Consider the following 22,572-nt stretch of genomic DNA (forward strand, 5'->3'; position numbering starts at 1 on the left):
CCAGAGGGGGCTGGTGCCATGCAGACAACATCTTGGGGACTGGTGCTTGCACTCTGGGGGGCCGGGCTGGGCGCGGCGGCCCAATATGGCAAGTTCAGCGCGATTTTTGATCAGCTGCCGGGCATCTACCCGGATGCAGGCGCGGCACTGGGGTTCATCGTTTCCATCGTCGGCCTGCTGGGCATTTTCTTCGGTGTCGCGGCAGGTCTGATGGTGGCCCGCATTCGCTACCGGCGGGCGTTGCTCTGGGCGCTTTGGGTCGGGGCCGCGATCTCCCTGTTTCAGGCGTTTCTGCCACCGCTGCCATGGATGCTGGCCAGCCGCGCGCTGGAGGGGCTGTCGCATCTCGCCGTTGTCGTCGCAGCCCCGACGCTGATCGCACAGATCTGCGCCCCGAAGGATCGTGGGTTGGCGCTGACCCTCTGGGGCACCTTCTTTGGCGTGGCCTTCACGATACTGGCCTGGGGTGGGCTGCCCCTTGTCGCCTGGAAAGGCATACCGGCCCTGTTGACGGCGCATTCAATCTACATGGCGGCCTTTGCCTTGCTGTTGGGCGCGCGGCTTAAGGCGCTGACCGTCGATCAACCCGCCCCCCCGCTGTCCCTGTCCAAGATTCTGCACGACCACGTTGAAATTTACCGCTCTCCCTGGATCTCCGCTCCAGCCATCGGCTGGCTCTTCTACACTTTCTGTTTCGTGTCCATTCTGACGGTGCTGCCCGCCTATATTGCCGAAGAGAGCCGCGCTTTCGTGATGGGGGCCATGCCGCTCGTCAGTATCGCGTCCTCGATGACGCTGGGGGTGGCCCTGTTGCGGCATGTCCCCGCGATCACCGTCATCCTGACAGGTTTTGTCGGTGGCTGTCTGTCGATGGGGTGGCTTTGGCTTGACCCCGGCGCGCCGATGGCGTGTCTTGCCCTTGCGGGCACCATGGGGCTGATCCAAGGGGCCAGCTTTGCGGCGGTACCCCAGCTGAACCACAGTCCGGAGACGCAGGCCCAGGCCAACGGGGCGGTGGCGCAGATGGGTAATGTCGGCAACACGCTCGGCACGCCCGTCATGGCCATCACAGCAGGCTCCTTGGGCTACGCCGGATTGCCGGTTCTGGCGGGCTGCGCCTTCGTGCTTGGGGGGTGCGCGCATGTGGTTTTGGCACGGCGTCGGCGTCGCGCTTGATGTTCTCTTTACGTTCTCTCTTTTTTGTTGGAGAATCCCTGCGAGCCGCCTATGTCTAGACCGTTACACGGGGGTGCCTGATGGCCGAGTTGAAGAATATCGAGGTGCGCGGCGCGCGCGAGCACAATCTCAAGAGCATCGACGTGGATATCCCGCGCGACAAACTCGTAGTGATTACAGGGCTTTCGGGGTCCGGTAAGTCTTCGCTCGCCTTCGATACGATCTATGCCGAGGGCCAACGCCGTTATGTCGAATCGCTCAGCGCCTATGCGCGGCAATTCCTGGACATGATGCAGAAGCCGGATGTGGATCACATCGCCGGCCTCTCGCCCGCGATTTCCATTGAGCAGAAAACCACCTCGAAAAACCCGCGCTCCACCGTTGGCACGGTCACTGAGATCTACGACTACATGCGGCTCTTGTTCGCCCGCGTCGGCACGCCCTATTCGCCCGCGACCGGCAAGCCGATCGAGGCGCAGCAGGTGCAGGATATGGTGGACCGGGTCATGACGATGGAGGAGGGGACCCGCGCCTATCTGCTGGCCCCGATCATCCGCGACCGCAAGGGCGAATACCGCAAGGAGTTTCTGGAGCTGCGCAAGCAGGGGTTCCAGCGGGTCAAGGTGGACGGCGATTTTTACGAACTCGACGAGCCGCCGACGCTCGACAAGAAGTTCCGCCATGACATAGACGTGGTGGTCGACCGCATCGTGGTTCGCGAGGGGCTGGAGACGCGGCTTGCAGACAGCTTGCGCACTGCCCTCGACCTCGCCGATGGTATCGCGATCCTGGAGACGGCGCCCAGCGAAGGAGACCCCGAGCGCACCACTTTCTCCGAAAAATTCGCCTGTCCGGTCAGCGGCTTCACGATCCCTGAGATCGAACCGCGCCTGTTTTCCTTCAATGCGCCCTTCGGGGCCTGTCCGGAGTGCGATGGTCTGGGCGTCGAGCTGTTCTTTGACGAACGCCTTGTGGTGCCGGATCAGAACCTGAAAATCGCCGATGGCGCACTGGCCCCCTGGCGCAAGGGGAAGTCGCCCTACTTCCTTCAAACCATTGAAGCTATCGCGAAACACTACAAGTTCAAGCAGTCGACCAAATGGAAGGACCTGCCCGAAAAGGTGCAGCAGGTCTTCCTTTACGGCTCCGGTGAGGAGGAAATTGCCTTCCGCTATGACGAGGGCGGGCGTGTCTATCAAGTGACCCGCACCTTCGAAGGCGTGATCCCCAATATGGAGCGGCGTTACCGCGAAACCGACAGCAATTGGATCCGCGAGGAATTCGAGCGCTATCAGAACAACCGTTCCTGTGGCAGCTGTGGTGGCTACCGGTTGCGGGACGAGGCGCTGGCGGTGAAACTGGGGCCGTCCGATGATGCGGAGAAGCTGCTGCATGTGGGGCAGGTGGTCGAAATGTCGATCCGCGAGGCTTTTGACTGGTGCGAGACGGTGCCGGAGCATCTGACCGCGCAGAAAAACGAAATCGCCCGCGCGATCCTCAAGGAAATCCGCGAACGGCTCGGGTTCCTGAACAACGTCGGCCTCGAATACCTCACGCTCAGCCGCAATGCGGGCACCCTCTCAGGGGGCGAGAGCCAGCGTATCCGGCTGGCCTCGCAGATTGGCTCGGGTCTGACCGGCGTACTCTACGTGCTCGATGAGCCCTCCATCGGGCTGCACCAACGCGACAACGACCGGCTGCTGCTGACGCTCAAGAACCTGCGCGATCAGGGCAACACGGTGATTGTGGTCGAACACGATGAAGAGGCCATCCGCGAGGCGGATTACGTCTTCGACATCGGCCCCGGCGCGGGCGTGCACGGCGGTGAAGTGGTGGCCCACGGCACGCCGCGCAAGATTGCGGCCTCCAAGAAGTCGATCACCGGCCAGTACCTGACCGGCGTGCGCGAAATTGCAATTCCGGCAGAGCGGCGCGGCGGCAACAAGAAAAAGCTGCAGGTGGTCGGGGCGACCGGCAACAACCTGCGTAATGTGACCGTCGATTACCCGCTTGGTAAATTCGTCTGCGTGACAGGTGTGTCGGGCGGCGGCAAGTCCACGCTGACCATCGAGACGCTGTTCAAGACAGCCTCGATGCGTCTGAATGGTGCCCGCCAGACACCTGCGCCCTGCGAGACGATCAAGGGGTTGGAACACCTCGACAAGGTCATCGACATCGACCAGCGCCCCATCGGGCGCACCCCGCGCTCGAACCCCGCCACCTACACCGGTGCCTTCACGCCGATCCGCGACTGGTTCGCCGGGCTGCCCGAGGCCAAGGCGCGCGGCTACAAGCCGGGGCGGTTCAGCTTCAACGTCAAGGGCGGGCGCTGTGAGGCCTGTCAGGGTGACGGGGTGATCAAGATCGAGATGCACTTCCTGCCCGACGTCTATGTGGAATGCGAGACCTGCAAGGGCGCGCGCTACAACCGCGAAACGCTGGAGATCAAGTTCAAGGGCAAAAGCATCGCCGATGTTCTGGACATGACCGTCGAGGACGCGCAGGCCTTCTTCCAGGCGGTGCCGTCGATCCGGGAAAAGATGGACGCGCTGATGCGCGTGGGGCTTGGCTATATCAAGGTTGGCCAGCAGGCGACAACGCTCTCGGGTGGCGAGGCGCAGCGGGTGAAGCTGTCGAAGGAGCTCAGCAAACGCTCCACGGGCCGCACGCTTTACATCCTCGATGAACCGACGACCGGGTTGCATTTCGAAGACGTGCGCAAGCTTCTGGAAGTGCTGCACGAGCTGGTGGATCAGGGCAACTCTGTTATCGTGATTGAACACAACCTCGACGTGGTGAAAACGGCAGACCACATCATCGACATCGGTCCTGAAGGTGGCGACGGGGGTGGTCAGATCGTCGCTACGGGCACGCCCGAAGAAGTGGCCGACGTGGCGGAAAGCTACACCGGGAAATACCTCAAACCGATGCTCCTCAGTCGCGGACGGGTGGCCGCCGAGTAGCCGGGCGTTACCTGAGAAATTCGGTGGCTCAACATCCCCCGTTTGAGCAGAGAGCCGTTACGCACGGGCGGACGGCAGACTTTTCGTGCCCCGGACAGGTCAGTCCAAAAGGGCCGCCGCAGCCCCCAGGAAATCCAGAACCTCATGCGTTTCCCTGTCTACCCGAAACACATTGTCGCCGACGCGATAGTAGGTTCCGTCGCGACCCAGGCCGTAGCGATCGGGATTGCGGATGATGATGTAATCCCCCTGAACGATGTCGCCCCGGTTGTATCTTTTCCCTTCATAGCCGCCTTTCTTGGCGTGTCCGGGCGGGACACATGGGGTTGCTTTCTTGGCCAGTCCGGGTGGGCACCCCTTGGGTGCCGAAGCAACAGGGGTAGCGAATGACATCGCTGCCGAGGCCAGCACGAATGGAATGAATAACCGCATGTGACATCTCCTGTTTTTCTGTGGACATAACTCAATCGCGCAGGGAATCGTTCAGAAACTTTTGCTGACGGCAGAATTCCGCACTCAGGATGGCGACAGACAGAGGTCGAGCAGATGCGCAAAGTCACGCGCGTCCAGACTATCGAAACTGCCAGCAAATGTCTCTATGCGACCCGCGCGGGTCTCTCCCAGAATAGGATCGGCGAAGAGATGAAACTTGTCCGAGATTTCCGTATCGGACAGTGGCATATCCACATCGCCACGGGGCGTGCGGGGCTCGGAGGTCACAGTGCGACCGTCGGACGTTGTTAGGCTGACGCTGGCCCAACGTTTGCCGACGCTGATTTTGGTAAAGTGCTGATCGTCAATGAGTTGCGTGGCGTTGCTAATCCGCAGGATGTCTGCGTCCTGCAAGGTCTCGGTGGCCAGTTCAGGCGCGCCGACTTGCTCTCTTACGATCATTGTTGCGACGGGAAAAGCAATGGCGTAGGCAAATTCATCGGGTGTTGCAGGAGTATGGCCTGCAAGGCGTGTCGCATTGTGGAAGGTGTGTATCTTGACGCCCGCAATCTGGCTGTGCTGCAGCCCGTGGTCCCGCATCAGATCCTGCGCGGCGTCTATGGCGGGATGCGCCCAGCGGCAGCAGGGATAGGCTTTGTAGTGCGTATCCTCGACCAGTCGCCAGCGCTCCCCAAGGTCCGACCAGTATTCGGGCGCCTGTTCGCAGGTCAGGGCCGGGGAACCGGTGAAGCCCATCTGCGCAAGATAGGCTGCCGTCACGCCCGAGGGCGCGCCCCAGCCAACGCCATCCCTCAACATCGTCGGATGATCGATGCAGCGCATCATCTGGCTGCGTGGTCCGTGGTATTCGCCGATCCCGGCGGCCTGTCTGATCTGGTCCGGTGTGCAATGCAGTGCCCGCGCACAGGCGACGGCAACCCCGATGGAGGTCCACGCCCCGGATGTGTGGTAGTCAGCGCAGGTGGCGTGCTGCGCCAGTCCCGCACGATAGCTGACCTCGTAAGCTATAGCCAGAAGTGTCGCAAAATCAGTGCCTTGCAGGTTGGCGCTGACATCCGCCATGGCCATCAATGCCGGAAAGACGGCGGAACCTGCGTGCCCCTTGCAGGGCGAGCTACCATCATGCGCATCCACGCTGTCGATGGTGAAGGCACCGGCCATCGCCGCGCCTGCCGGGCTGACAATGGCGCCCTGCATCAATATCCGCGCGCTGCCCGCTTGCCCTGACCCGAAAAGCGCAACGGCGGCGCGCCGGGCAATACCCGCCATTTCAGTGGTCGAGGCGACTGCAGCCACCCCCATCGTGTCCAGAAAGGATCGGCGCAGCACCCGCAGCGCGTCCTGAGGTAGGTCCTCATAGCTGAGGGTCGCGGCGAAGTCGTGAAAGGCGGGGGGCATCGGCTGTCCTTTGCGGCTTTGCATCACCCTAACCCGGGATCACCGCTGTGATGGTCTGTTTGCGACCTAGCCGGACCTGCCGCGTTCGGAAAAGCGCGGCAACATCGCCGAGAAATCCTTGCCCAACCCGTCTTCATCCTGCACGAACTGCCGATAGAGCCTGTGGGCCAGGGCCCCCATCGGGGTGTCCGCGTCCACGGCTTCTGCCGCCTGTTGCGACAGTCCCAGATCCTTCACCATCAGTTCGGCGGCAAAGCCGGGCGTATAATCATTGTCGGCTGGGCTGGTGGGGCCCACGCCGGGGGCAGGGCAGTAGGCATTCATGCTCCAGCTGTAGCCGGAGGAGGTGCTGACCACATCGAACATCTTTTGCCGGTCGAGCCCGAGTTTGTCGGCCAGGGCAAAAGCTTCGCAGGTGGCGATCATCGTTGCACCGAGGATCATGTTGTTGCAGATCTTCGCGGCCTGACCCGCACCGGCTTCGCCGCAATGCACGGCCTTTTGCCCCATGATATCAAAAAGCGGCTGCGCCTTGGCAAAGGCTTGTGTTGAGCCGCCGGCCATGAAGGTCAGCGTGCCGCCCGCGGCACCGCCGATCCCGCCGGAGACAGGGGCGTCCACGAACATCTGGCCACCCCCCCCGGCCTGCTCTGCGACAGCGCGCGCGCTCTCCACATCAACGGTGGAGCAATCGAGTAGCAAGGCGCCCTGTTGCATCGCGGGCAGGACGTCAGCGGCGACCCGGCGCAGGATGTCGCCATTTGGCAGCATCGTGATCACCACATCTGCCTCGCGTGCGGCCTCGGCGGCAGAGGCGGCCATGGTCACGCCCTCCGCCGCGCTGACCGCCGTGTCGAAACCGGTCACTGTGCATCCCGCCTTGGCCAGATTGGCGGCCATCGGCGCCCCCATGTTGCCCAATCCGATAAAACCTACCTTGAGCGCGTCCATCTGTTTCCTTTCCAGTTGCAACGTGTTTTTCCCGAGTGGCATCAGCATCTTGCTCACCGCGGCCGCGGGCACCTTCTGATCCGCGAATTGCCATTTCGGTGTGCGGTCCTTGTCTATGATCGCAGCGCGAATGCCTTCGAGGAAGTCACCGTGTTCCATCGCACGGAAGGTAAAACGGTACTCCAGCTCCAGCGCTTTGGCGATGGTGATCGACGGGCCGCGCAGACGGTGAAGGATCTCCACTGTGCTCGCCATGGAGAGCGGGCTGTTGCGTTGCATCTTTTTCAGGGTGTCGCGGGCGAATTCGCTGTCCGCGTGCCGCAGCGTGGTGAGGATGTCGGCAAGGGTTTCGCCGCCGAAGTGACGGTCGATCTCCTCCTGAAGGTCTGCGAGGGTGCCGGCCGGGGCCTCCTGCGCGGCGTCGGCAAGGATATCCGGGCCTGCGCCCTGTTCCAGCTGGTCGATCAGGTCCGGCCAGCGTTCTTCCGGGATATAGAGATCGGCAAAGCCTGCAAGGATCGCATCCGCCGCCGACATCCGCGCCGCCGTGGTGCCGAGATATTCCCCCAGCCGCCCCGGCGCCAGTGCCAGCATCAGCGTGCCGCCCACATCGGGGACCAGACCGATCCCGCATTCCGGCATGGCAATCTGGCTGGACTGCCCGACGATGCGGTGCGATCCGTGGCAGCCGATGCCAACGCCGCCGCCCATGGTAAAGCCCTGCAGAAAGGAGATAACGGGTTTGGGGTATTCGAAAATCTTGGCGTTCAGACGGTATTCATCCGCCCAAAAGGTCTGGCCGTAGGCGAAATCCCCACGTGTGCCGGTGTCATACAGTTCGGCAATATCGCCTCCGGCGCAAAAGGCCCTGTCCCCCTCGGCGTCGATGACGACCTGCGTCACTTCGGCCTTTTCGCGCCAGCGGTCCAACGCCTCTTCGATCGCCAGACACATCTGATAGGTCATGGCATTCAGCGCCTTGGGCCGGGCCAATGTGATGCGCCCGGTGGTGCCCGTTGTTCGAATGCGAATGTCGGTCATTTATCTCCACCCACGCGTCGTTTGATGGGATGTATCGCTTGGCGAATGCTGCTTTTCAAGGCGCCGCGAGGCTGGGGTGCCTGAGAGTGTTTATCGGCCATGCCGGATGAGGCGAGGGCGGCTGGTTCCGCCGCCCTGCGTTGTTCATTCCATCGGCTTGAAGTTGAATTCGCCGCCTTCCTTGATGCCCGACGGCCAGCGCGAGGTGATCGTTTTCGTGCGTGTATAGAATTTGAAGGCATCCGGCCCGTGCTGGTTCAGATCACCGAACACGGATTTCTTCCAGCCGCCAAAGGTGTGATAGGCCAGCGGCACCGGGATCGGCACGTTCACCCCGATCATGCCCACATTCACCCGGTTGGCAAAATCGCGCGCGGCATCGCCATCCCGGGTGAAGATCGCCGTGCCATTGCCGTATTCATGATCCATCGCCAGCCCCAGTGCTTCTTCGTAGCTTTGCGCCCGCACGGTGGACAGAACAGGCCCAAAAATCTCGTGTTTATAGATGTCCATGTCCTTGGTGACATTGTCGAAAAGATGCGGGCCGACGAAAAAGCCCTCTTCATAGCCTTGCAAGTTGAAATTGCGCCCATCGACCACCAGTTTCGCGCCCTGATCGATGCCGGTTTGCACCAGGCGTTCGATATTGGCCTTGGCTGCTGCTGTGACGACAGGGCCGTAATCTACATCCGTGCCGCCGGTATAGGGGCCCACTTTCAGCTTTTCGATCCGGGGGACCAGTTTTTCGATCAGACGGTCGGCGGTTTCATCCCCCACGGGCACAGCCACCGAAATCGCCATGCAGCGTTCGCCTGCCGCCCCATAGCCCGCGCCGACCAGCGCGTCTGCGGCCTGATCCATATCCGCATCGGGCATGACAATCATGTGGTTCTTGGCCCCGCCGAAACACTGCACGCGTTTGCCCTGCGAACAGCCGGTGCCGTAGATGTATTCGGCGATCGGGGTGGAGCCGACAAAGCCGATCGACTGGATCGTCTGGTCATAGAGGATGGCGTCCACCGCTTCCTTGTCGCCGTTCACGACCTGAAGGATGCCCTTGGGCAGACCCGCTTCCTCTATCAGTTCGGCCAGCATCAGCGGCACGGAGGGGTCCCGTTCCGACGGTTTGAGGATGAAGGCGTTGCCGCAGGCAATGGCAGGCGCGAACATCCACATCGGGATCATCGCGGGGAAGTTGAAGGGCGTAATGCCCGCCGTGACACCCAGCGCCTGACGCATGGAATACATGTCGATGCCCGGACCGGCGCTGTCGGTGTATTCGCCTTTCAGCAATTGCGGCGCACCGATGCAGTACTCCACGACTTCCAGACCCCGCTGCACGTCGCCCGCCGCATCGGGCAGGGTTTTGCCGTGCTCACGGCTCAGCGCTTCGGCCAGCTTGTCCATGTCGCGATTCAGCAGGTCGACGAATTTCATCAGCACCCGCGCGCGGCGCTGCGGGTTTACAGCGGACCATGCAGGCTGGGCTGAGGCGGCATAGGCCACCGCTTGTTCTACTTCCGCCTTGGAGGCCAGCGGGCATTTGGCTTGAACCTCACCCGTGGCCGGGTTCATGACATCAGCAAAGCGCCCGGAGCTGCCTTTTACATGTGCGCCGTTCAGATAGTGGGTGAGTTCTTGCATGGTATCCTCCGCAGGGGTTGGTCCGACGCCTGACAGCCTGTGCCAGCGGCGGTGAGATTGCCAGAACCATAGTCTTGCAAAAACAAGGGTGAAAGAGGCAAGATGGCAAAGTTGTTTTGTAATTTTGCAAAACAACGTCAAGACATGTGGGCGTTAAGAAGGCGGGCGGGTGCAGACAAACTGGGATGATCTACGGCTATTTCTGGCCGTCGCGCGCGAGGAATCGCTCTCTGGCGCGGGCAAGGTCCTGCGGCTTGATCCCGCGACCGTAGGGCGGCGTATGCAGCGGTTGGAGGACGCCCTACAAGCCCGGCTTTTTGTGAAGTCGCCACAGGGCTACACGCTGACCGAGGCGGGCATGTCCCTGCTGACACGGGCGGAAACGGCCGAGCGGGCGATGCGCAATGCGGTGGCGGAATTGCCGGATGTGTCCGACAGACTGACCGGCCAGATCCGCATCGGTGCGCCGGATGGCGCCGCGAACTACCTGCTGCCACAGGTCTGTGCCGCGATTGCCGATGAGAACCCGGACCTTGACATCCAGATCGTGGCGCTGCCGCGTGTGTTCAACCTGTCGCGGCGGGAGGCGGATATGGCCATCGGCGTCAGCGCACCGACGGCGGGCCGTCTGGTTGTGCAGAAAATCACCGATTATCACCTGCATCTGGCGGCCTCAGAGCGCTATCTGGCAGACAGCCTGCCGATTGAAGGCCGCGAAGATCTGCGCCACCATCGTCTTGTGGGTTACATCCCCGACATGATCTTTGACCGCGAGCTGGATTACCTCAGCGATCTGGGGATTACCCGCGTGCCGCTGGCCTCGAATTCGGTTTCGGTGCAGATCAACTGGATCCGGCAGGGCGGGGGCATTGGCATTGCTCATGATTTCTCCGTGCCGGCCATGCCCGGCGTGCGCCGCATCCTCATCGATGAGATCAGCCTGACGCGGGCGTTTTACCTGATCCGCCACGCCGACGATCAGCGTAACCTGCGGTTGAGCCGCTTTGCGCAGGCGCTCACTGCAGGTTTGCGCGCGGAAGTTGCACGACTCGAAGCGCTGGCTTGACTTGATGCCACTTTGCGGTGACGCTGGAGGGGGTGAAACACGTCTCAAGGAGCTTTCGCATGTTGGTGTCACAGATCCTGAAAACTAAAGCTTTACATGACATTATTACGGTGTCTCCGACCACATTGGTGTCCGAGGCCGCGAAAATCCTGTCCGACAAACGTATCGGCACGGTTGTGGTCTCTCGCGACGGCAAGAGCGCGGATGGCATCCTGTCGGAACGCGACATCGTGCGGGAGATCGGGGCGCGTGGGGCAGGGTGCCTGACGCACCCGGTGGACTCCATCATGACAACCAAGCTGGTGACCTGCGGCAGCGATGACGCGGCGGACGCGGTTCTGCAAAAGATGACCGATGGGCGATTCCGCCATATGCCTGTGCTGGACAAGGGCACGCTGGTCGGGTTGATTTCGCTGGGCGACGTGGTCAAGGCCAAGCTGATGGAACTGGCGATGGAGAAAAATGCGCTGGAAGGCATGATCATGGGGCATTGACCCCGGTCTGATCTCACGTCGGCAGTCTCCGTGTTAAGGACTTGCAATTCCATGGCTTAAGTGGTCGTGTGGCAGCAATTCTCACGACAGGAGAGCCCACATGCGCGTTGGCCTCTATCCCGGCACCTTCGATCCGATCACGCTGGGTCATATCGACATCATCCGACGTGCGGCGGTTCTGCTCGACAGGCTTGTGGTGGGGGTTGCGATCAATCGTGACAAGGGCCCGCTTTTTGATCTCGAAGAGCGCGTTGCCATGATCGAGGCCGAATGTGCCGAGCTTGCGAAACAAACCGGCATCGAGATCCGCGTGCATCCGTTCGAAAACCTGCTGATCGACTGCGCCCGCGATGTGGGGGCCCAGGTCATCGTGCGCGGCCTGCGCGCCGTGGCGGATTTCGAGTATGAATATCAGATGGTTGGCATGAACCGGCAGCTGGATGACACCATCGAGACCGTCTTTCTAATGGCCGAGGCACAGCATCAGGCGATTGCCAGCAAGCTGGTCAAGGAAATCGCCCGCCTTGACGGGGACATCAGCAAATTCGTGACCCCAAGGGTCAAGACGGCGCTGATGGCGCAGCTGGGCAAGACCTAGAGCAGCGCGCCCATCCGTGCGGCCACGTCCAGCATGCGGTTGGAAAAACCCCATTCATTATCGTACCAGGCCAGCACCCGCACCCATGTGCCATCCTGAACGCGGGTCTGATCTTCGGCGACAACGGCGCTGTGCGGATTTTTCTTGAAATCGGATGACACCAGTTTGCGTGTGGTTGTGGACAGCACCCCGCGCATCGGCCCGTCTGCCGCCGCGCGAAAGGCCGCGTTTACGGCCTCGGCATCCGTCGCCGTGGCAACCTCGACGGAGAGGTCGATACAGGACACATTCGGCACAGGCACGCGGATCGCCTGACCGGTAATGCGCCCGGCCAGATCGGGCAGCACCTCGCCCAGGGTTTGCGCCGCACCGGTGGTCGTCGGGATCATCGAGACCGCCGCCGCCCGGGCCCGGTAAAGATCATCGTGCGGGGCGTCATGCAGGCTTTGGTTGCTGGTGTAGCAATGCACGGTCGTCATCATCCCGCGCCGGATGATGAAGCTGTCCTGCAGGACTTTGGCCATGGGGGCCAGGCAATTGGTGGTGCAGGACCCGTTGGAGATCAGCAGGTCCTCTGCCGTGATGGTCTCGGCGTTGATGCCTTCGATGACCGTCTTGGCCGCGCCCTTGGCAGGCGCTGACAGCAACACGCGGCATGCGCCCCGGGACAGATGTTCACGTGCGCGCAAGGGGGTGGTGAACCGTCCACTACACTCCAGCACGATATCGACATCGGGCCAGGTGATCGCAGTTGGCTCCTGCACGGACGTCATTCTGATCGTGCCCGCGCCGAGGTCCAGCCCGGCATCCGAATAGGTCAGGGGGCCGGGGTAGGGGCCGTGGGTGGAATCAAATTCGAAAAGATGGGCGAGTGTTGCTGCCGGTGCGGGATCATTGATCGCCACGATTTGCATGTCGCGGTGTCCGCCCTCGTGCAGCGCGCGCAGTATCGTCCGCCCGATGCGGCCAAACCCGTTAATGCCTAGTCTGAGTGTCATAGCCTTGACTTCCACTTGTCATAGGGTCCGTCGGCTCGGCGGACGCCCGTCTGTCTTATCTCCAGAAGGAGAGCCATTCGATCAACTCAAAGAGCTTTTTGCCAAGAAACACAAGATGGTCCGTGCCGAAAAGCAGGACATCGACCAACGCCAGAAGCAGGATGATTGCCCCCAGGGCGAGAGCGATGCGATTGGTCATAACGTGCCTTTCCCGGACAGGATACCAAAGCGGGGCATCCCAGGGCCCCGCCAATCAGGTGCCCTTTCAACGGTCCGGGTATGACAGTCTCCTTTCAGCCCCGCAAGCCGGGGCAGATCAGCCCAGGTGGCCCATGTCGACGGCCACATCGGCCATGCGCGCCGAGAAGGCCCATTCATTGTCGTACCAGGCCAGAACGCGCACGGTGCGCCCGCCGACCACCTTGGTCTGTTCCGGCGCGATGATGCAGCTTTGTTCGGTGTGGTTGAAGTCGATGGAGACCTTTGCCTCCGCGTCATACCCCATCACACGCGACATTGATCCGTTTGCAGCGTTCTGCAGGGCGTCGTTGACTTCCTCGACGGTAACATCACACGGCGCCTCGAACGTCAAATCCACGGCGGAAACATTGGGGGTGGGCACCCGCATTGCAGTCCCGTCGAGTTTGCCTGCCAGATTTGGCAGCACTTCCCCCAGCGCCTTTGCGGCCCCGGTGGAGGTCGGGATGATCGCCATGGCGGCGGCACGGGCGCGGTAGAGGTCATCATGGCGGCGGTCCAGAGTGGGCTGATCGCCGGTGTAGGAATGGATAGTGGTCATGATCCCGCGTTCGATGCCGATGGCCTCGTCCAGCACTTTGGCCATGGGCGCCAGGCAATTGGTGGTGCAGGAGCCGTTGGAGATCACGGTATCCGAGGGCAACAGCGCGCGATGGTTCACACCATAGACAATGGTGCGGTCGACACGTTTCGCCGGGGCGGAGATCAGCACTCGTTTCGCACCCTGCTGAATGTGGGTCTTGGCCTTGTCGCCGTCATTGAACTTGCCGGTGCACTCCAGCACCACATCGACGCCGGTCCAGTCGAGTTCATTCATGTCGTAGGTCGACATCATTCGGATCGGGCCGCGCCCGAGATCCAGCGAGTTGGCGCCCACGACGACGTTGCCGGGAAAGCGGCCATGGACCGAATCGTATTTGATCAGATGAGCAGAGGTTTCCAGCGGCCCCGTCGCGTTGATGGCCACGACATCAATGTCATTGCGGCCTGATGTGGCGATATGGGCCAGCGTACAGCGGCCAATGCGTCCGAAACCGTTAATACCGACTTTGATGGTCATGATACCTCTCCACACGGAACATTTGAGGGCTCTATAGCCGGAAACGCTGCATCTCGGAATGCTTAAAACGACGTGTTTTCCGCGTGTTAGCGTTAAACCTTGGCAACAGTCTGTTGCAGGGCAATCATGTTAGCGCGACCAGCGGTGCATTGCCAAACGGGAACCATCGCTCTACCTCTGCGTTGCACCGGCAATCAGGACAGGGGACTTCGGGATGAGCGGGCTACTAGCGTTGCTGGATGATGTGGCGGCAATTGCCAAGGTGGCGGCGGCCTCTGTCGATGATGTGGTGGGGCAGGCGGCCAAGGCAGGCTCCAAGGTTGCCGGGGTGGTGATCGACGATGCCGCGGTGACGCCGAAATATGTGACCGGTTTCGAGCCCAAGCGCGAACTGCCGATCATCTGGAAGATCACCAAGGGATCGCTCTTCAACAAGCTGATTGTGCTGCTGCCGGCGCTGTTGCTGCTGAATGCATTCGCGCCCTGGGTCATCACCCCGCTGCTGATGCTGGGCGGGGCGTATTTATGTTTCGAAGGGGCGGAGAAGATCTTTCACTGGCTCTACCCGCATGGCGACGCGCATGTGGAAAAGGACATGTCCGTGGGCGACCCGCTGCATCTGGAAGAAACGCGGGTGAAAGGCGCGATCAAGACAGATTTCATCCTGTCGGCGGAGATCATGACAATCATCCTGTCGAACATCGAAGCGGATAGTTTCTGGTTTGAGGCGGCGACGCTGGCCTTTGCCGGGGTTGCGGTCACGGTCTTTGTTTATGGTGCTGTGGCCTTGATCGTGAAGATGGATGATGTGGGTGTCTGGCTGGCGGCAAATGGCCATACCGGGTCCGGTCGTGCGGTTGGGCGGGGGCTGGTCAAGGGGATGCCCAAGCTGCTGACCCTGCTGACCGTTGTCGGCACCGCCGCGATGCTCTGGGTCGGCGGGTCGATCATCATCCACGGGCTTGAGGTGCTGGGCATGCCGTGGCTTTACGATGAGATCCACCACATCGCAGTGATTGTTGCCGATGCGGTGGCGCAGGGGTCGGGGTTTGTTGAGTGGCTGGTGACGGCGCTGTTCGACGGTATCTTTGGCCTGGCGCTGGGGATGCTGCTGATCCCGGTGGTGACCCGGGTGATTGCACCGCTCTTTGCCGCGCTTGGTGGCAAAGAGGAAGCGTCGCATTGAGCCCGCAGCCGTGAGGAGGGTGGCCTGAAAGCCCACCCTACCTGCTGTCTGCAAGGGTTGATTACTTGATCAACGACTTGGCTTTTGCGGCAACGGCTTCGGCGGTGATGCCGAATTCCTTGTAGAGTGTGCCTGCCGGTGCTGAAGCGCCGAAGTCATGCATGCCCACAAAGCCTGCTTTCTCGCGCCGACCGCGCTCGCCAAAGAGCCAGCGGTCCCAGCCGAAGCGGATACCGGCCTCAACCGCGACCCGTACCGGACCGCCGGGCAGGACGCGTTTGCGGTAGCTCTCGTCCTGTTCCTCGAAGAGTTCCCAGCAGGGCATGGACACGACGCGGGCCCCAATACCTTCGGCCTGCAGGATATCCCGCGCGGCCATGGCAATCTCAACTTCGGACCCGGTGGCCATCAGGATCGCCTGACGTTTGCCTTCAGCATCCGCCAGGACATAGGCGCCCTGAGCTGTCATGTTCTTGGTCTTGTGTTCCGTCCGTACGGTGCTGAGACCCTGACGGGTGAGGGACAGGACCGAGGGTGTTTCGGTGGACGTCAGCGCAAGTTCCCAGGCCTCTGCCGTCTCGATGGTATCGGCGGGGCGGAAGACATGGGTGTTGGGTGTCGCCCGGCTGATCGCCAGGTGTTCCACCGGCTGGTGCGTGGGACCGTCTTCGCCCAGCCCGATGCTGTCGTGGGTCATCACGAAGACCGTGGGGATTTTCATCAAGGCGGCCAGCCGCATCGCCGGGCGCGCGTAATCGGTGAAACACATGAAAGTGCCGCCGTAGGGACGCAGCCCGCCGTGCAGCGCCATGCCGTTCATCGCCGCGGCCATCCCATGTTCGCGAATGCCCCAGTAGACGTAGCGCCCGTCCCGGTTGTCGACGTCGAAGACACCCAGATCGGCGGTCTTGGTGTTGTTGGAGCCCGTGAGGTCCGCCGAGCCGCCCACGGTTTCCGGCATCACCGGGTTGATGACCTCCAGCACTTTCTCGGAGCTGGCGCGGGTGGCCAGTTTCGGTGCGCCCTCGGACATCTGTTTCTTGAACGCCTTGATCACGGCGCTGAGCTTTTTCGGCGCCTCCAGCGCATAGGCGCGGTTAAAGGTCTCGCGCTTGCCGCGGGGCAGGGTGTCAAAGCGCTCTTCCCAGGCGCGGCGGGTCTCGGCGCCACGGGCACCGATGGCCTCCCAGGCGGCTTTGACATCCGCTGGCACCTCGAAAGGGCCGGTCTTCCAGCCATAGGCTTCCTTGGCGGCGATCAACTGATCCGCATCGGTCAGTGCGCCGTGGCCTTTCGATGTATCCTGTGCCGCGTGGCCGAGGGCGATGTGGGTCTTGCAGGCCACCATGGTAGGCTTGTTGCCCTTCTTCGCTTGCGCGAGCGCTGCGTCGATCGCCGCCGGATCATGGCCGTCGATCTCCAGCACGGCCCAGCCTGCGGATTTGAAGCGGCCCACCTGATCGGTGCGGTCGGACAGGGTCACCGGCCCGTCGATGGTGATGTTGTTGTTGTCCCAGAGCACGATCAGTTTGCTCAGCTGATGGCGTCCGGCCAGGGTGATGGCCTCCTGGCTCACGCCTTCCATCAAACAGCCATCGCCCGCGATGACATAGGTATGGTGATCCACGACCTTCTTGCCGTATTGCGCGCGCTGGATCTCCTCGGCCATGGCGAATCCGACCGAATTGGCAATGCCCTGGCCCAAAGGCCCGGTGGTGGTTTCAATGCCGGAAGCATGGCCATATTCCGGGTGCCCGGCGGTGCGTGATCCCCACTGGCGGAAGTTCTTGATCTCCTCCAGCGTCATGTCGGCATAGCCGGTCAGATGCAGCAGGGAGTAGAGCAGCATGGAGCCATGTCCCGCAGACAGGATGAACCGGTCGCGGTCGGGCCAGCTGGGCTGGCTGGGATCGAACTTCAGATGCTTTTCAAAGAGCACGGTCGCCACATCCGCCATCCCCATGGGCATCCCCGAGTGGCCGGAGTTCGCCGCCGCCACGGCATCCAGCGTCAGGGCACGGATGGCGGTGGCTTTGGCCCAGTGATCGGGGTTGGCGGTGGCAAGGGCTTTGAGATCCACGGAGCAGGTATCCTTTGTCGGTTCAGGTCGGCCCGGAATGGGCGCTTTTCGGCCAATTGGTCAAGGCTTCAGCGCTGCATATCAGCCGCCTCACAAAGATCAAGGGCGGCACGGCGGCTTTCCCTGCCCGGGACTTCAACAGCGCCCGCCAAGCGCTTGATCCCAAAGAAAGCCGTATTTGTTGAGCCGGATGATTAGAGTTAACCTTGATGAAACCCGGAGCGATTCGGCGCCGCAGATGCGACGCGCCGACGCGCAAACTGAGATAACGAGGTGGGCATGAGCGATATCGAGGAACTGCACAGTCGGATTATGGCGGCCATGGACCGTGTGGCACGCGGACTGGATGATCTTGGCAAATCGGGCGGGGATGATGCCGACGCCCTTAAGCAGGCGCTTGATGAAGAAAAAACGGTAAACGCGCAGTTGACCGAACGGGTCCGTGTGTTGGGCGAGCGCCAGGAACAGGCGCTGGCCGGGTTGGAGGCGAAGGCTGCCGAGACCGCGGAACGGATGCAAAAGCTCGACCTGGACCTGCAGCGGCTGCGCCGCGCCAACGGCCAGTTGTCGGAAGCCTGCGAAGCGTTGCGCACCGCCAATGCCGAAGGGATCGGGGAACCCCATCTGATCAACAAGGCGATGATGGCGGAGCTGGAAGCGCTGCGGGCTGCCCGCGCGGCAGAGATCGCCGAGGCGGATGAAATCATCGCTGCACTGACGCCGTTGCTTGAGGCGGATGTGGCGCAACCAGAGGAGGCCAGCTGATGCCCGAGGTTACAATCACCATCGGTGGACGCCAGTTTGATGTCGCCTGCCAGGCGGGCGAAGAGCATTATCTGCACACCGCGGCCAAGATGCTTGATGACGAAGCGCAGGTTCTTGCGGATCAGGCAGGCCGCATGCCCGAAGCGCGGATGCTGCTGATGGCGGGGCTGATGCTGGCGGATAAGACGGCAAGCGTCGAAGATCGTGTGGCAGAGGTACAGGCCAAGCTGACGGCCTGCGAAGCCGAGCTGGCCACCCTGCGCGATTCCAAGGCGGAACCGGAGCGCATTGAGGTTCCCGTCGTTCCCCAGGCGGTCAGCGACACTCTGGCGGAACTGGCGGCTCGGGCAGAAGCGCTCGCGGCATCCGTGGAAGAAAAAGCAGCCAGCTGATCGCGTCTGCGATCTGCGCCAGGGTTTGCTGAAAAGGAAATATGGCGCATATCTTGCGTCCATGGCGCGATAGACATCCGGCCTTGTGTCTTGCTGGTTTCTCTCGGGGATAAGGCATCTGCCTCGAGCTTGAGATGCACTGGATGGTGTTCAAGCGGCGTCCGGTCCGTACGTAACCGGTCGGGCAAGAAAACCTCCGTTTTTCCCTAGAATATGCAAGTAAACCGGGCAGGACCCATGTCGTCTGCCTTCGCTTTTGTCTCGCCCAACCCGGTGAGGATTGATCTGCTGTCTGCGCAGATGATCCGCTTCGTCCTGCATATCTGCACAAGCCTCCTGCGCCGATCCGACTTCCGGTCCACCGCCGGTTTGATATCTAGACTGGACGAGGTCGTGGGGCGTGTCGGGGGTGTGCTCTGAAATTCTGTAAATAATTGGATTTACTTAACTTTTAAGTAATTTTCCGCAGTGTCGCACGACGATATGAGCAGGTTGACCGGCCCCCATCGTTCATCGGTTTGCAGAGAATGCGCACCTTTGACTCGAGATTGGGTTCGAACGGTCGACCGCACGGATATGAGACGATAGCGTGTAAAGGATCGATAATGTTAAACAAAGTGAAGTTGGTATTTGTGTTACTCTGCGGCCTTGCCTTCGCCGCATGTGCAACCGAACAGGTATTTGAGCCGATCCAGTCGGATCCGGTTTATGACAAGTTGGGCAATGCTCTCTGCGCGGCGGACGGGTCCGCGGCAACAAGCGCAACAGCCGCCGGTGCGCGACCCTGCGAACCAGGTGATGGTGGATGCGTTGGGACGACTACATCAGTTGATGGCGGTGTCATCCCGTGTGACCCTTCCGACGGATGTTCGTACATTTCGGTTACCGTGCCTTGTATTGAGACCAGCGGCGGCGATGCCTCAAGCAGTACGACATCGACATCTGGATCGGGGTCGGGATCGGGCAGTGCTGATCCGTCGACCGGTACCGCGCCTGGTATCTAAAAGTACGATACCGTAAAAAAGAAAGGGGGCGTTATCGCCCCCTTTTTTCTGGAGCGTCGGGCTCCGAAGCTGGATCGAACGTCAGCCGTTTGCTTCGCGGATCTTGTCGGCTGCATCCTTGTCGAAGGTCACGCCGTTTTCTTCCAGCAGCGTGTCCAGTTCACCGGACAATGTCATCTCGGTGATGATGTCACAGCCTCCGACAAATTCGCCTTTCACATAGAGCTGCGGGATTGTCGGCCAGTCGGAAAAATCCTTGATCCCCTGACGGAGGCCTTCATCGGCCAGCACGTTCACGTCCGAAAAATCCACGCCCATATAGTTCAGGACACCGGCGACGCGGCTCGAAAAACCACATTGCGGCATCTCCTTGGTGCCCTTCATGAAGAGGACAACGGTGTTGGCGGTGATGGTGTCCTGGATTTGTGTTGCTGCGTCGGCCATAGGTCTGTTCCTTCGGGTCTGGGTGCGCGCCATCCTCCGGACGGCACCTGCGTTCATTCTGTCAGTCGGGCGCCTTGGTGGTCAGGGCCAGGGCGTGAAGTTCGCCGTTTGAACCATCCATCTTGCCCTTGAGGGCGGCGTAAACCGCGCGCTGTTGCTGCACCCGGTTCTTGCCACGAAAGCTTTCGTCGATGACCATCGCTGCCATATGCACGCCATCGCTGCCCTCCACGGTGATTTGCGCGTCGGGAAAACTGGCGCGCAAGAGGTCTTCGATTTCGCGGGCTTGCATCGGCATCTGGCGGCTCCATCTTGGTCTTGCGCTAGATGTAAGGCGCGGCGGGGACGGGGACAAGATGTCAATTGACCGCGACCCTTGGCAATCGAGCGTAAGGTCGCATTTTGGGCAGACAATATCTGCGGCATGATGAATAGTGCCGGACAGGGAGAGCCATAATGGATGTTTTTGAAAATGCGCCCGAACAGGCTCTGGCCTGGCATGAGGCCGGGCGCGGTGCCGTGCTTGCCACGGTGGTCGAGACCTGGGGCTCTGCGCCCCGGCGCGTTGGTGCGCAATTGGTCATTGCCGGGGATGGCGAGATGCAGGGCTCCGTCTCGGGCGGCTGCGTTGAAGGCGCCGTGGTGCTGGAAGCCACGGAGGCGCTGGAGAAGGGCGAGCAGCGGCTGCTGGAGTACGGGGTCAGCGACGGCGATGCCTTTGCCGTCGGGCTTGCCTGCGGCGGGACGATCCGCATTCTGGTGGAACCGATCGGCACCGTCCTGCCGGACGCGTTGCTGCGGGAATTGATGGAGGCGCGGGCCGCGCGCCAGCCGGTCGCCTATGAGGCAAACGTCAAGACGGGCGCGCGCAGGCTGTTGCGCGACGGCTACGAAGAACGGTTTGCGATGGACCGTTCCGGGTTCGAGCAGGAGGGCGAAATCTTTGTCGCCATTCACAATCCGCCGTTGCGCCTTGTCATCGTCGGGGCGGTGCATATCGCGCAGGCGCTGGTGCCGATGGCGCGGATTGCAGGATATGATCCCTATGTTGTCGATCCGCGCGCGGCCTTCGGGTCGGAGGCGCGGTTCCCCGGCGAGCGGATTCTGTCGGACTGGCCGGATGAAGCGCTCGAGGCCGTGGGGGTGGACAGCCGGACAGCGGTGGTCCTGCTGACCCACGATCCAAAGCTGGATGATCCGGCTCTGCTGATCGCCCTGCGCTCAAAGGCCTTCTACATCGGCGCGCTTGGCTCCAAGCGCACTCACGCGGCCCGGCTTGAGCGTCTGGCGGACGCAGGCATTGAACCGCATCATCTGGGGCGTATCCACGGGCCGATTGGCCTTGATATCGGTGCTGCCGGGCCGCCGGAAATTGCGGTGGCCATCATCGGAGAGATGACGCGGGTGCTGAGGCGCGGCGCATGAAGTTTGGCGCGGTCGAGATAGGTCTGGCCGAAGGCGCCGTGCTGGCCCATTCCGTTTCCCTTGGCGCAAGGCGCAGGCTGCGCAAGGGGCGGGTGCTGGATGCAGACGATATCGCAGCCCTTGCCGGCGCGGAGGTCGAGGAGGTCACGGTTGCCCGGCTTGAGGAGGGTGATGTCTTCGAGAATGATGCGGCCCGGGCGCTGGCCGAAGCGCTGGTGCCGGACCCCGCAGGCCAGCACTTGCAGTTGACGGAAGCCTTCACCGGTCGGGTGAACCTTCTAGCTGATGGTCCCGGTGTTGCGGTGCTGGATGTCGCGGCGCTTGAGGCTTTGAACCAGATCCACCCGATGATCACGCTGGCCACCGTGCCGCCGTTCCAGCAGATGACGGATCGCGGCATGGTTGCAACAATTAAGATCATTTCCTACGCCGTGCCGCAGGACGCGTTGGCGGAGGCGTGCCACGTGGCAAAAGCGGCAATCAGGTTGGCGCCCCCGGTGATCGACAGCGTCCATCTGATCATTACCGAGACCGATGGCGGGGCGGGCACCAAGGGCCAGAAGGCGATTGCGGATCGGGTTGCTGCCTTTGGGCTGAAAATGGACGAGCCGAAGGTGGTCCCGCACGACGAGGTGGCGCTGTCCCGCGCGCTGATCGACCAAGCACAGGGGCTGACCCTGATCCTGACCGGATCGGCGACATCCGATATCGATGACGTGGCTCCGGCGGCACTGCGCCTGGCGGGGGGAGACGTTGCGCGTTTCGGTATGCCTGTGGACCCGGGCAATCTGCTGTTTCTGGGAAGCCTTGCGGGGGCACCTGTGATCGGGTTGCCGGGGTGCGCACGCTCGCCAGCGCTGAACGGTGCGGATTGGGTTTTGGCCCGGGTGGTCTGCGGGCTCGAGGTCCGGGATGCGGACATCGCCGCAATGGGTGTTGGTGGGCTGTTGAAGGAAATCCCGTCTCGTCCGCAGCCACGTGCGGGCAAGACGTCAAAGTAGTCCGGTGGCTTAGACATCCTGAGGTGCCTTACCCCTTGCGAAGTTTTAGGTTCTCAAGGCGTCGGCAGCGTGCTTAACTCGGATCAAAGAAAAATCCGAGGGAGTTATTTTATGTTTGAGGTATCGCTTTTAGTGAATGGTGTTGCGCGTTCTGGTTCTGTTGAGGGTCGGACGT

At 61.7% G+C, this 22,572-nt stretch carries 21 protein-coding genes and 1 pseudogene; 11 read left to right on the forward strand and 11 right to left on the reverse strand.

The genetic code is table 11. The annotated features are described in order from the left end of the window. The first annotated feature begins 18 nt into the window (after positions 1 to 18). Positions 19 to 1,176, forward strand: coding sequence for an MFS transporter (locus tag Q1A52_RS11100; RefSeq protein WP_300014833.1), 1,158 nt, complete (start codon positions 19 to 21; stop codon positions 1,174 to 1,176). A gap of 80 nt (positions 1,177 to 1,256) precedes the next feature. After that, positions 1,257 to 4,139 (forward strand): excinuclease ABC subunit UvrA, encoded by a 2,883-nt coding sequence (gene uvrA / locus Q1A52_RS11105; RefSeq protein WP_300014836.1) that lies wholly within the window; start codon positions 1,257 to 1,259, stop codon positions 4,137 to 4,139. 99 nt (positions 4,140 to 4,238) lie between these two features. On the opposite strand, the gene Q1A52_RS11110 is transcribed toward uvrA, so the two are convergent. The 5 genes and pseudogenes from Q1A52_RS11110 to Q1A52_RS11125 form a co-directional block, all read right to left on the reverse strand. Continuing rightward, positions 4,239 to 4,571: an excinuclease ABC subunit A gene (locus Q1A52_RS11110; RefSeq protein WP_300014839.1), complete on the reverse strand. Its 333-nt coding sequence runs from the start codon at positions 4,569 to 4,571 to the stop codon at positions 4,239 to 4,241. 84 nt (positions 4,572 to 4,655) lie between these two features. Next, positions 4,656 to 5,990, reverse strand: a complete 1,335-nt coding sequence (locus Q1A52_RS11115) for an MmgE/PrpD family protein (RefSeq protein WP_300014842.1) — start codon at positions 5,988 to 5,990, stop codon at positions 4,656 to 4,658. A gap of 66 nt (positions 5,991 to 6,056) precedes the next feature. Then, positions 6,057 to 6,983 (reverse strand): 3-hydroxyisobutyrate dehydrogenase, encoded by a 927-nt coding sequence (mmsB, locus tag Q1A52_RS22860; RefSeq protein WP_367278025.1) that lies wholly within the window; start codon positions 6,981 to 6,983, stop codon positions 6,057 to 6,059. Beyond that, a pseudogene (locus tag Q1A52_RS22865) lies at positions 6,966 to 7,982 on the reverse strand (enoyl-CoA hydratase/isomerase family protein); the annotation flags it as partial. The pseudogene Q1A52_RS22865 and the gene mmsB, both read right to left, overlap by 18 nt. A gap of 144 nt (positions 7,983 to 8,126) precedes the next feature. Next, complete coding sequence (locus tag Q1A52_RS11125; protein WP_300014848.1) at positions 8,127 to 9,626, reverse strand: CoA-acylating methylmalonate-semialdehyde dehydrogenase; 1,500 nt, start codon at positions 9,624 to 9,626, stop codon at positions 8,127 to 8,129. A 169-nt stretch (positions 9,627 to 9,795) separates the two neighbouring features. On the opposite strand from Q1A52_RS11125, the gene Q1A52_RS11130 reads away from it, so the two are divergent. From Q1A52_RS11130 to coaD, 3 genes are all read left to right on the forward strand, one after another. Further along, positions 9,796 to 10,692, forward strand: a complete 897-nt coding sequence (locus Q1A52_RS11130) for a LysR family transcriptional regulator (protein WP_300014851.1) — start codon at positions 9,796 to 9,798, stop codon at positions 10,690 to 10,692. Between the two features lie 59 nt (positions 10,693 to 10,751). After that, the gene (locus Q1A52_RS11135; protein WP_300014854.1) at positions 10,752 to 11,186 is read left to right on the forward strand and encodes a CBS domain-containing protein; all 435 of its coding nucleotides are present in this window, start codon (positions 10,752 to 10,754) and stop codon (positions 11,184 to 11,186) included. Positions 11,187 to 11,286: 100 nt separating this feature from the next. Then, complete coding sequence (coaD, locus tag Q1A52_RS11140; protein WP_299776651.1) at positions 11,287 to 11,784, forward strand: pantetheine-phosphate adenylyltransferase; 498 nt, start codon at positions 11,287 to 11,289, stop codon at positions 11,782 to 11,784. On the opposite strand, the gene gap (Q1A52_RS11145) is transcribed toward coaD, so the two are convergent. The 3 genes from gap (Q1A52_RS11145) to gap (Q1A52_RS11155) all read right to left on the reverse strand — a co-directional run bounded on the left by gap (Q1A52_RS11145) (position 11,781) and on the right by gap (Q1A52_RS11155) (position 14,100). Beyond that, positions 11,781 to 12,782 (reverse strand): type I glyceraldehyde-3-phosphate dehydrogenase, encoded by a 1,002-nt coding sequence (gene gap / locus Q1A52_RS11145; RefSeq protein ID WP_300014857.1) that lies wholly within the window; start codon positions 12,780 to 12,782, stop codon positions 11,781 to 11,783. The two genes, coaD and gap (Q1A52_RS11145), sit on opposite strands and share 4 nt — an antisense overlap. A gap of 55 nt (positions 12,783 to 12,837) precedes the next feature. After that, positions 12,838 to 12,981, reverse strand: a complete 144-nt coding sequence (locus tag Q1A52_RS11150) for a hypothetical protein (protein WP_300014860.1) — start codon at positions 12,979 to 12,981, stop codon at positions 12,838 to 12,840. A 117-nt stretch (positions 12,982 to 13,098) separates the two neighbouring features. Further along, on the reverse strand, positions 13,099 to 14,100 hold the full coding sequence (gene gap, locus Q1A52_RS11155; RefSeq protein WP_300014863.1) for a type I glyceraldehyde-3-phosphate dehydrogenase: 1,002 nt from the start codon (positions 14,098 to 14,100) through the stop codon (positions 13,099 to 13,101). 214 nt (positions 14,101 to 14,314) lie between these two features. Here gap (Q1A52_RS11155) and Q1A52_RS11160 point away from each other — a divergent pair, with 214 nt between their 5' ends. Beyond that, on the forward strand, positions 14,315 to 15,286 hold the full coding sequence (locus Q1A52_RS11160) for a DUF808 domain-containing protein (RefSeq protein WP_195822568.1): 972 nt from the start codon (positions 14,315 to 14,317) through the stop codon (positions 15,284 to 15,286). 61 nt (positions 15,287 to 15,347) lie between these two features. On the opposite strand, the gene tkt is transcribed toward Q1A52_RS11160, so the two are convergent. Continuing rightward, positions 15,348 to 17,366 carry a transketolase gene (tkt, locus tag Q1A52_RS11165; RefSeq protein ID WP_300014867.1) on the reverse strand — a complete coding sequence of 673 codons (2,019 nt, stop codon included), beginning with the start codon at positions 17,364 to 17,366 and terminating at the stop codon, positions 15,348 to 15,350. Positions 17,367 to 17,645: 279 nt separating this feature from the next. Between tkt and Q1A52_RS11170 the strand changes: the two genes are divergently transcribed. From Q1A52_RS11170 to Q1A52_RS11180, 3 genes are all read left to right on the forward strand, one after another. Then, positions 17,646 to 18,131, forward strand: coding sequence for a hypothetical protein (locus Q1A52_RS11170; protein WP_300014870.1), 486 nt, complete (start codon positions 17,646 to 17,648; stop codon positions 18,129 to 18,131). Further along, entirely contained in the window at positions 18,131 to 18,523 is a 393-nt protein-coding gene (locus Q1A52_RS11175; RefSeq protein ID WP_299776637.1) for a cell division protein ZapA, read from the forward strand. Before Q1A52_RS11170 ends, Q1A52_RS11175 begins: the two co-directional genes overlap by 1 nt. A 237-nt stretch (positions 18,524 to 18,760) precedes the next feature. Continuing rightward, positions 18,761 to 18,943, forward strand: coding sequence for a hypothetical protein (locus Q1A52_RS11180; RefSeq protein WP_300014873.1), 183 nt, complete (start codon positions 18,761 to 18,763; stop codon positions 18,941 to 18,943). Between the two features lie 665 nt (positions 18,944 to 19,608). Here Q1A52_RS11180 and grxD read toward each other — a convergent pair. Both grxD and Q1A52_RS11190 read right to left on the reverse strand, forming a co-directional pair. Then, positions 19,609 to 19,971, reverse strand: a complete 363-nt coding sequence (grxD, locus tag Q1A52_RS11185; protein WP_299776634.1) for a Grx4 family monothiol glutaredoxin — start codon at positions 19,969 to 19,971, stop codon at positions 19,609 to 19,611. Positions 19,972 to 20,032: 61 nt separating this feature from the next. Beyond that, a complete protein-coding gene (locus tag Q1A52_RS11190) occupies positions 20,033 to 20,269 on the reverse strand; it encodes a BolA/IbaG family iron-sulfur metabolism protein (RefSeq protein ID WP_299776632.1) in 237 nt (78 codons plus the stop codon). 158 nt (positions 20,270 to 20,427) lie between these two features. Here Q1A52_RS11190 and Q1A52_RS11195 point away from each other — a divergent pair, with 158 nt between their 5' ends. After that, entirely contained in the window at positions 20,428 to 21,396 is a 969-nt protein-coding gene (locus Q1A52_RS11195; protein ID WP_300014876.1) for an XdhC family protein, read from the forward strand. Further along, complete coding sequence (locus tag Q1A52_RS11200) at positions 21,393 to 22,397, forward strand: molybdopterin-binding protein (protein ID WP_300014879.1); 1,005 nt, start codon at positions 21,393 to 21,395, stop codon at positions 22,395 to 22,397. Before Q1A52_RS11195 ends, Q1A52_RS11200 begins: the two co-directional genes overlap by 4 nt. The last annotated feature ends 175 nt before the right edge of the window (positions 22,398 to 22,572 follow it).

It is taken from the genome of uncultured Roseobacter sp., from assembly GCF_947488185.1.
In the GTDB taxonomy this organism is placed as follows: Bacteria; Pseudomonadota; Alphaproteobacteria; order Rhodobacterales; family Rhodobacteraceae; genus Roseobacter.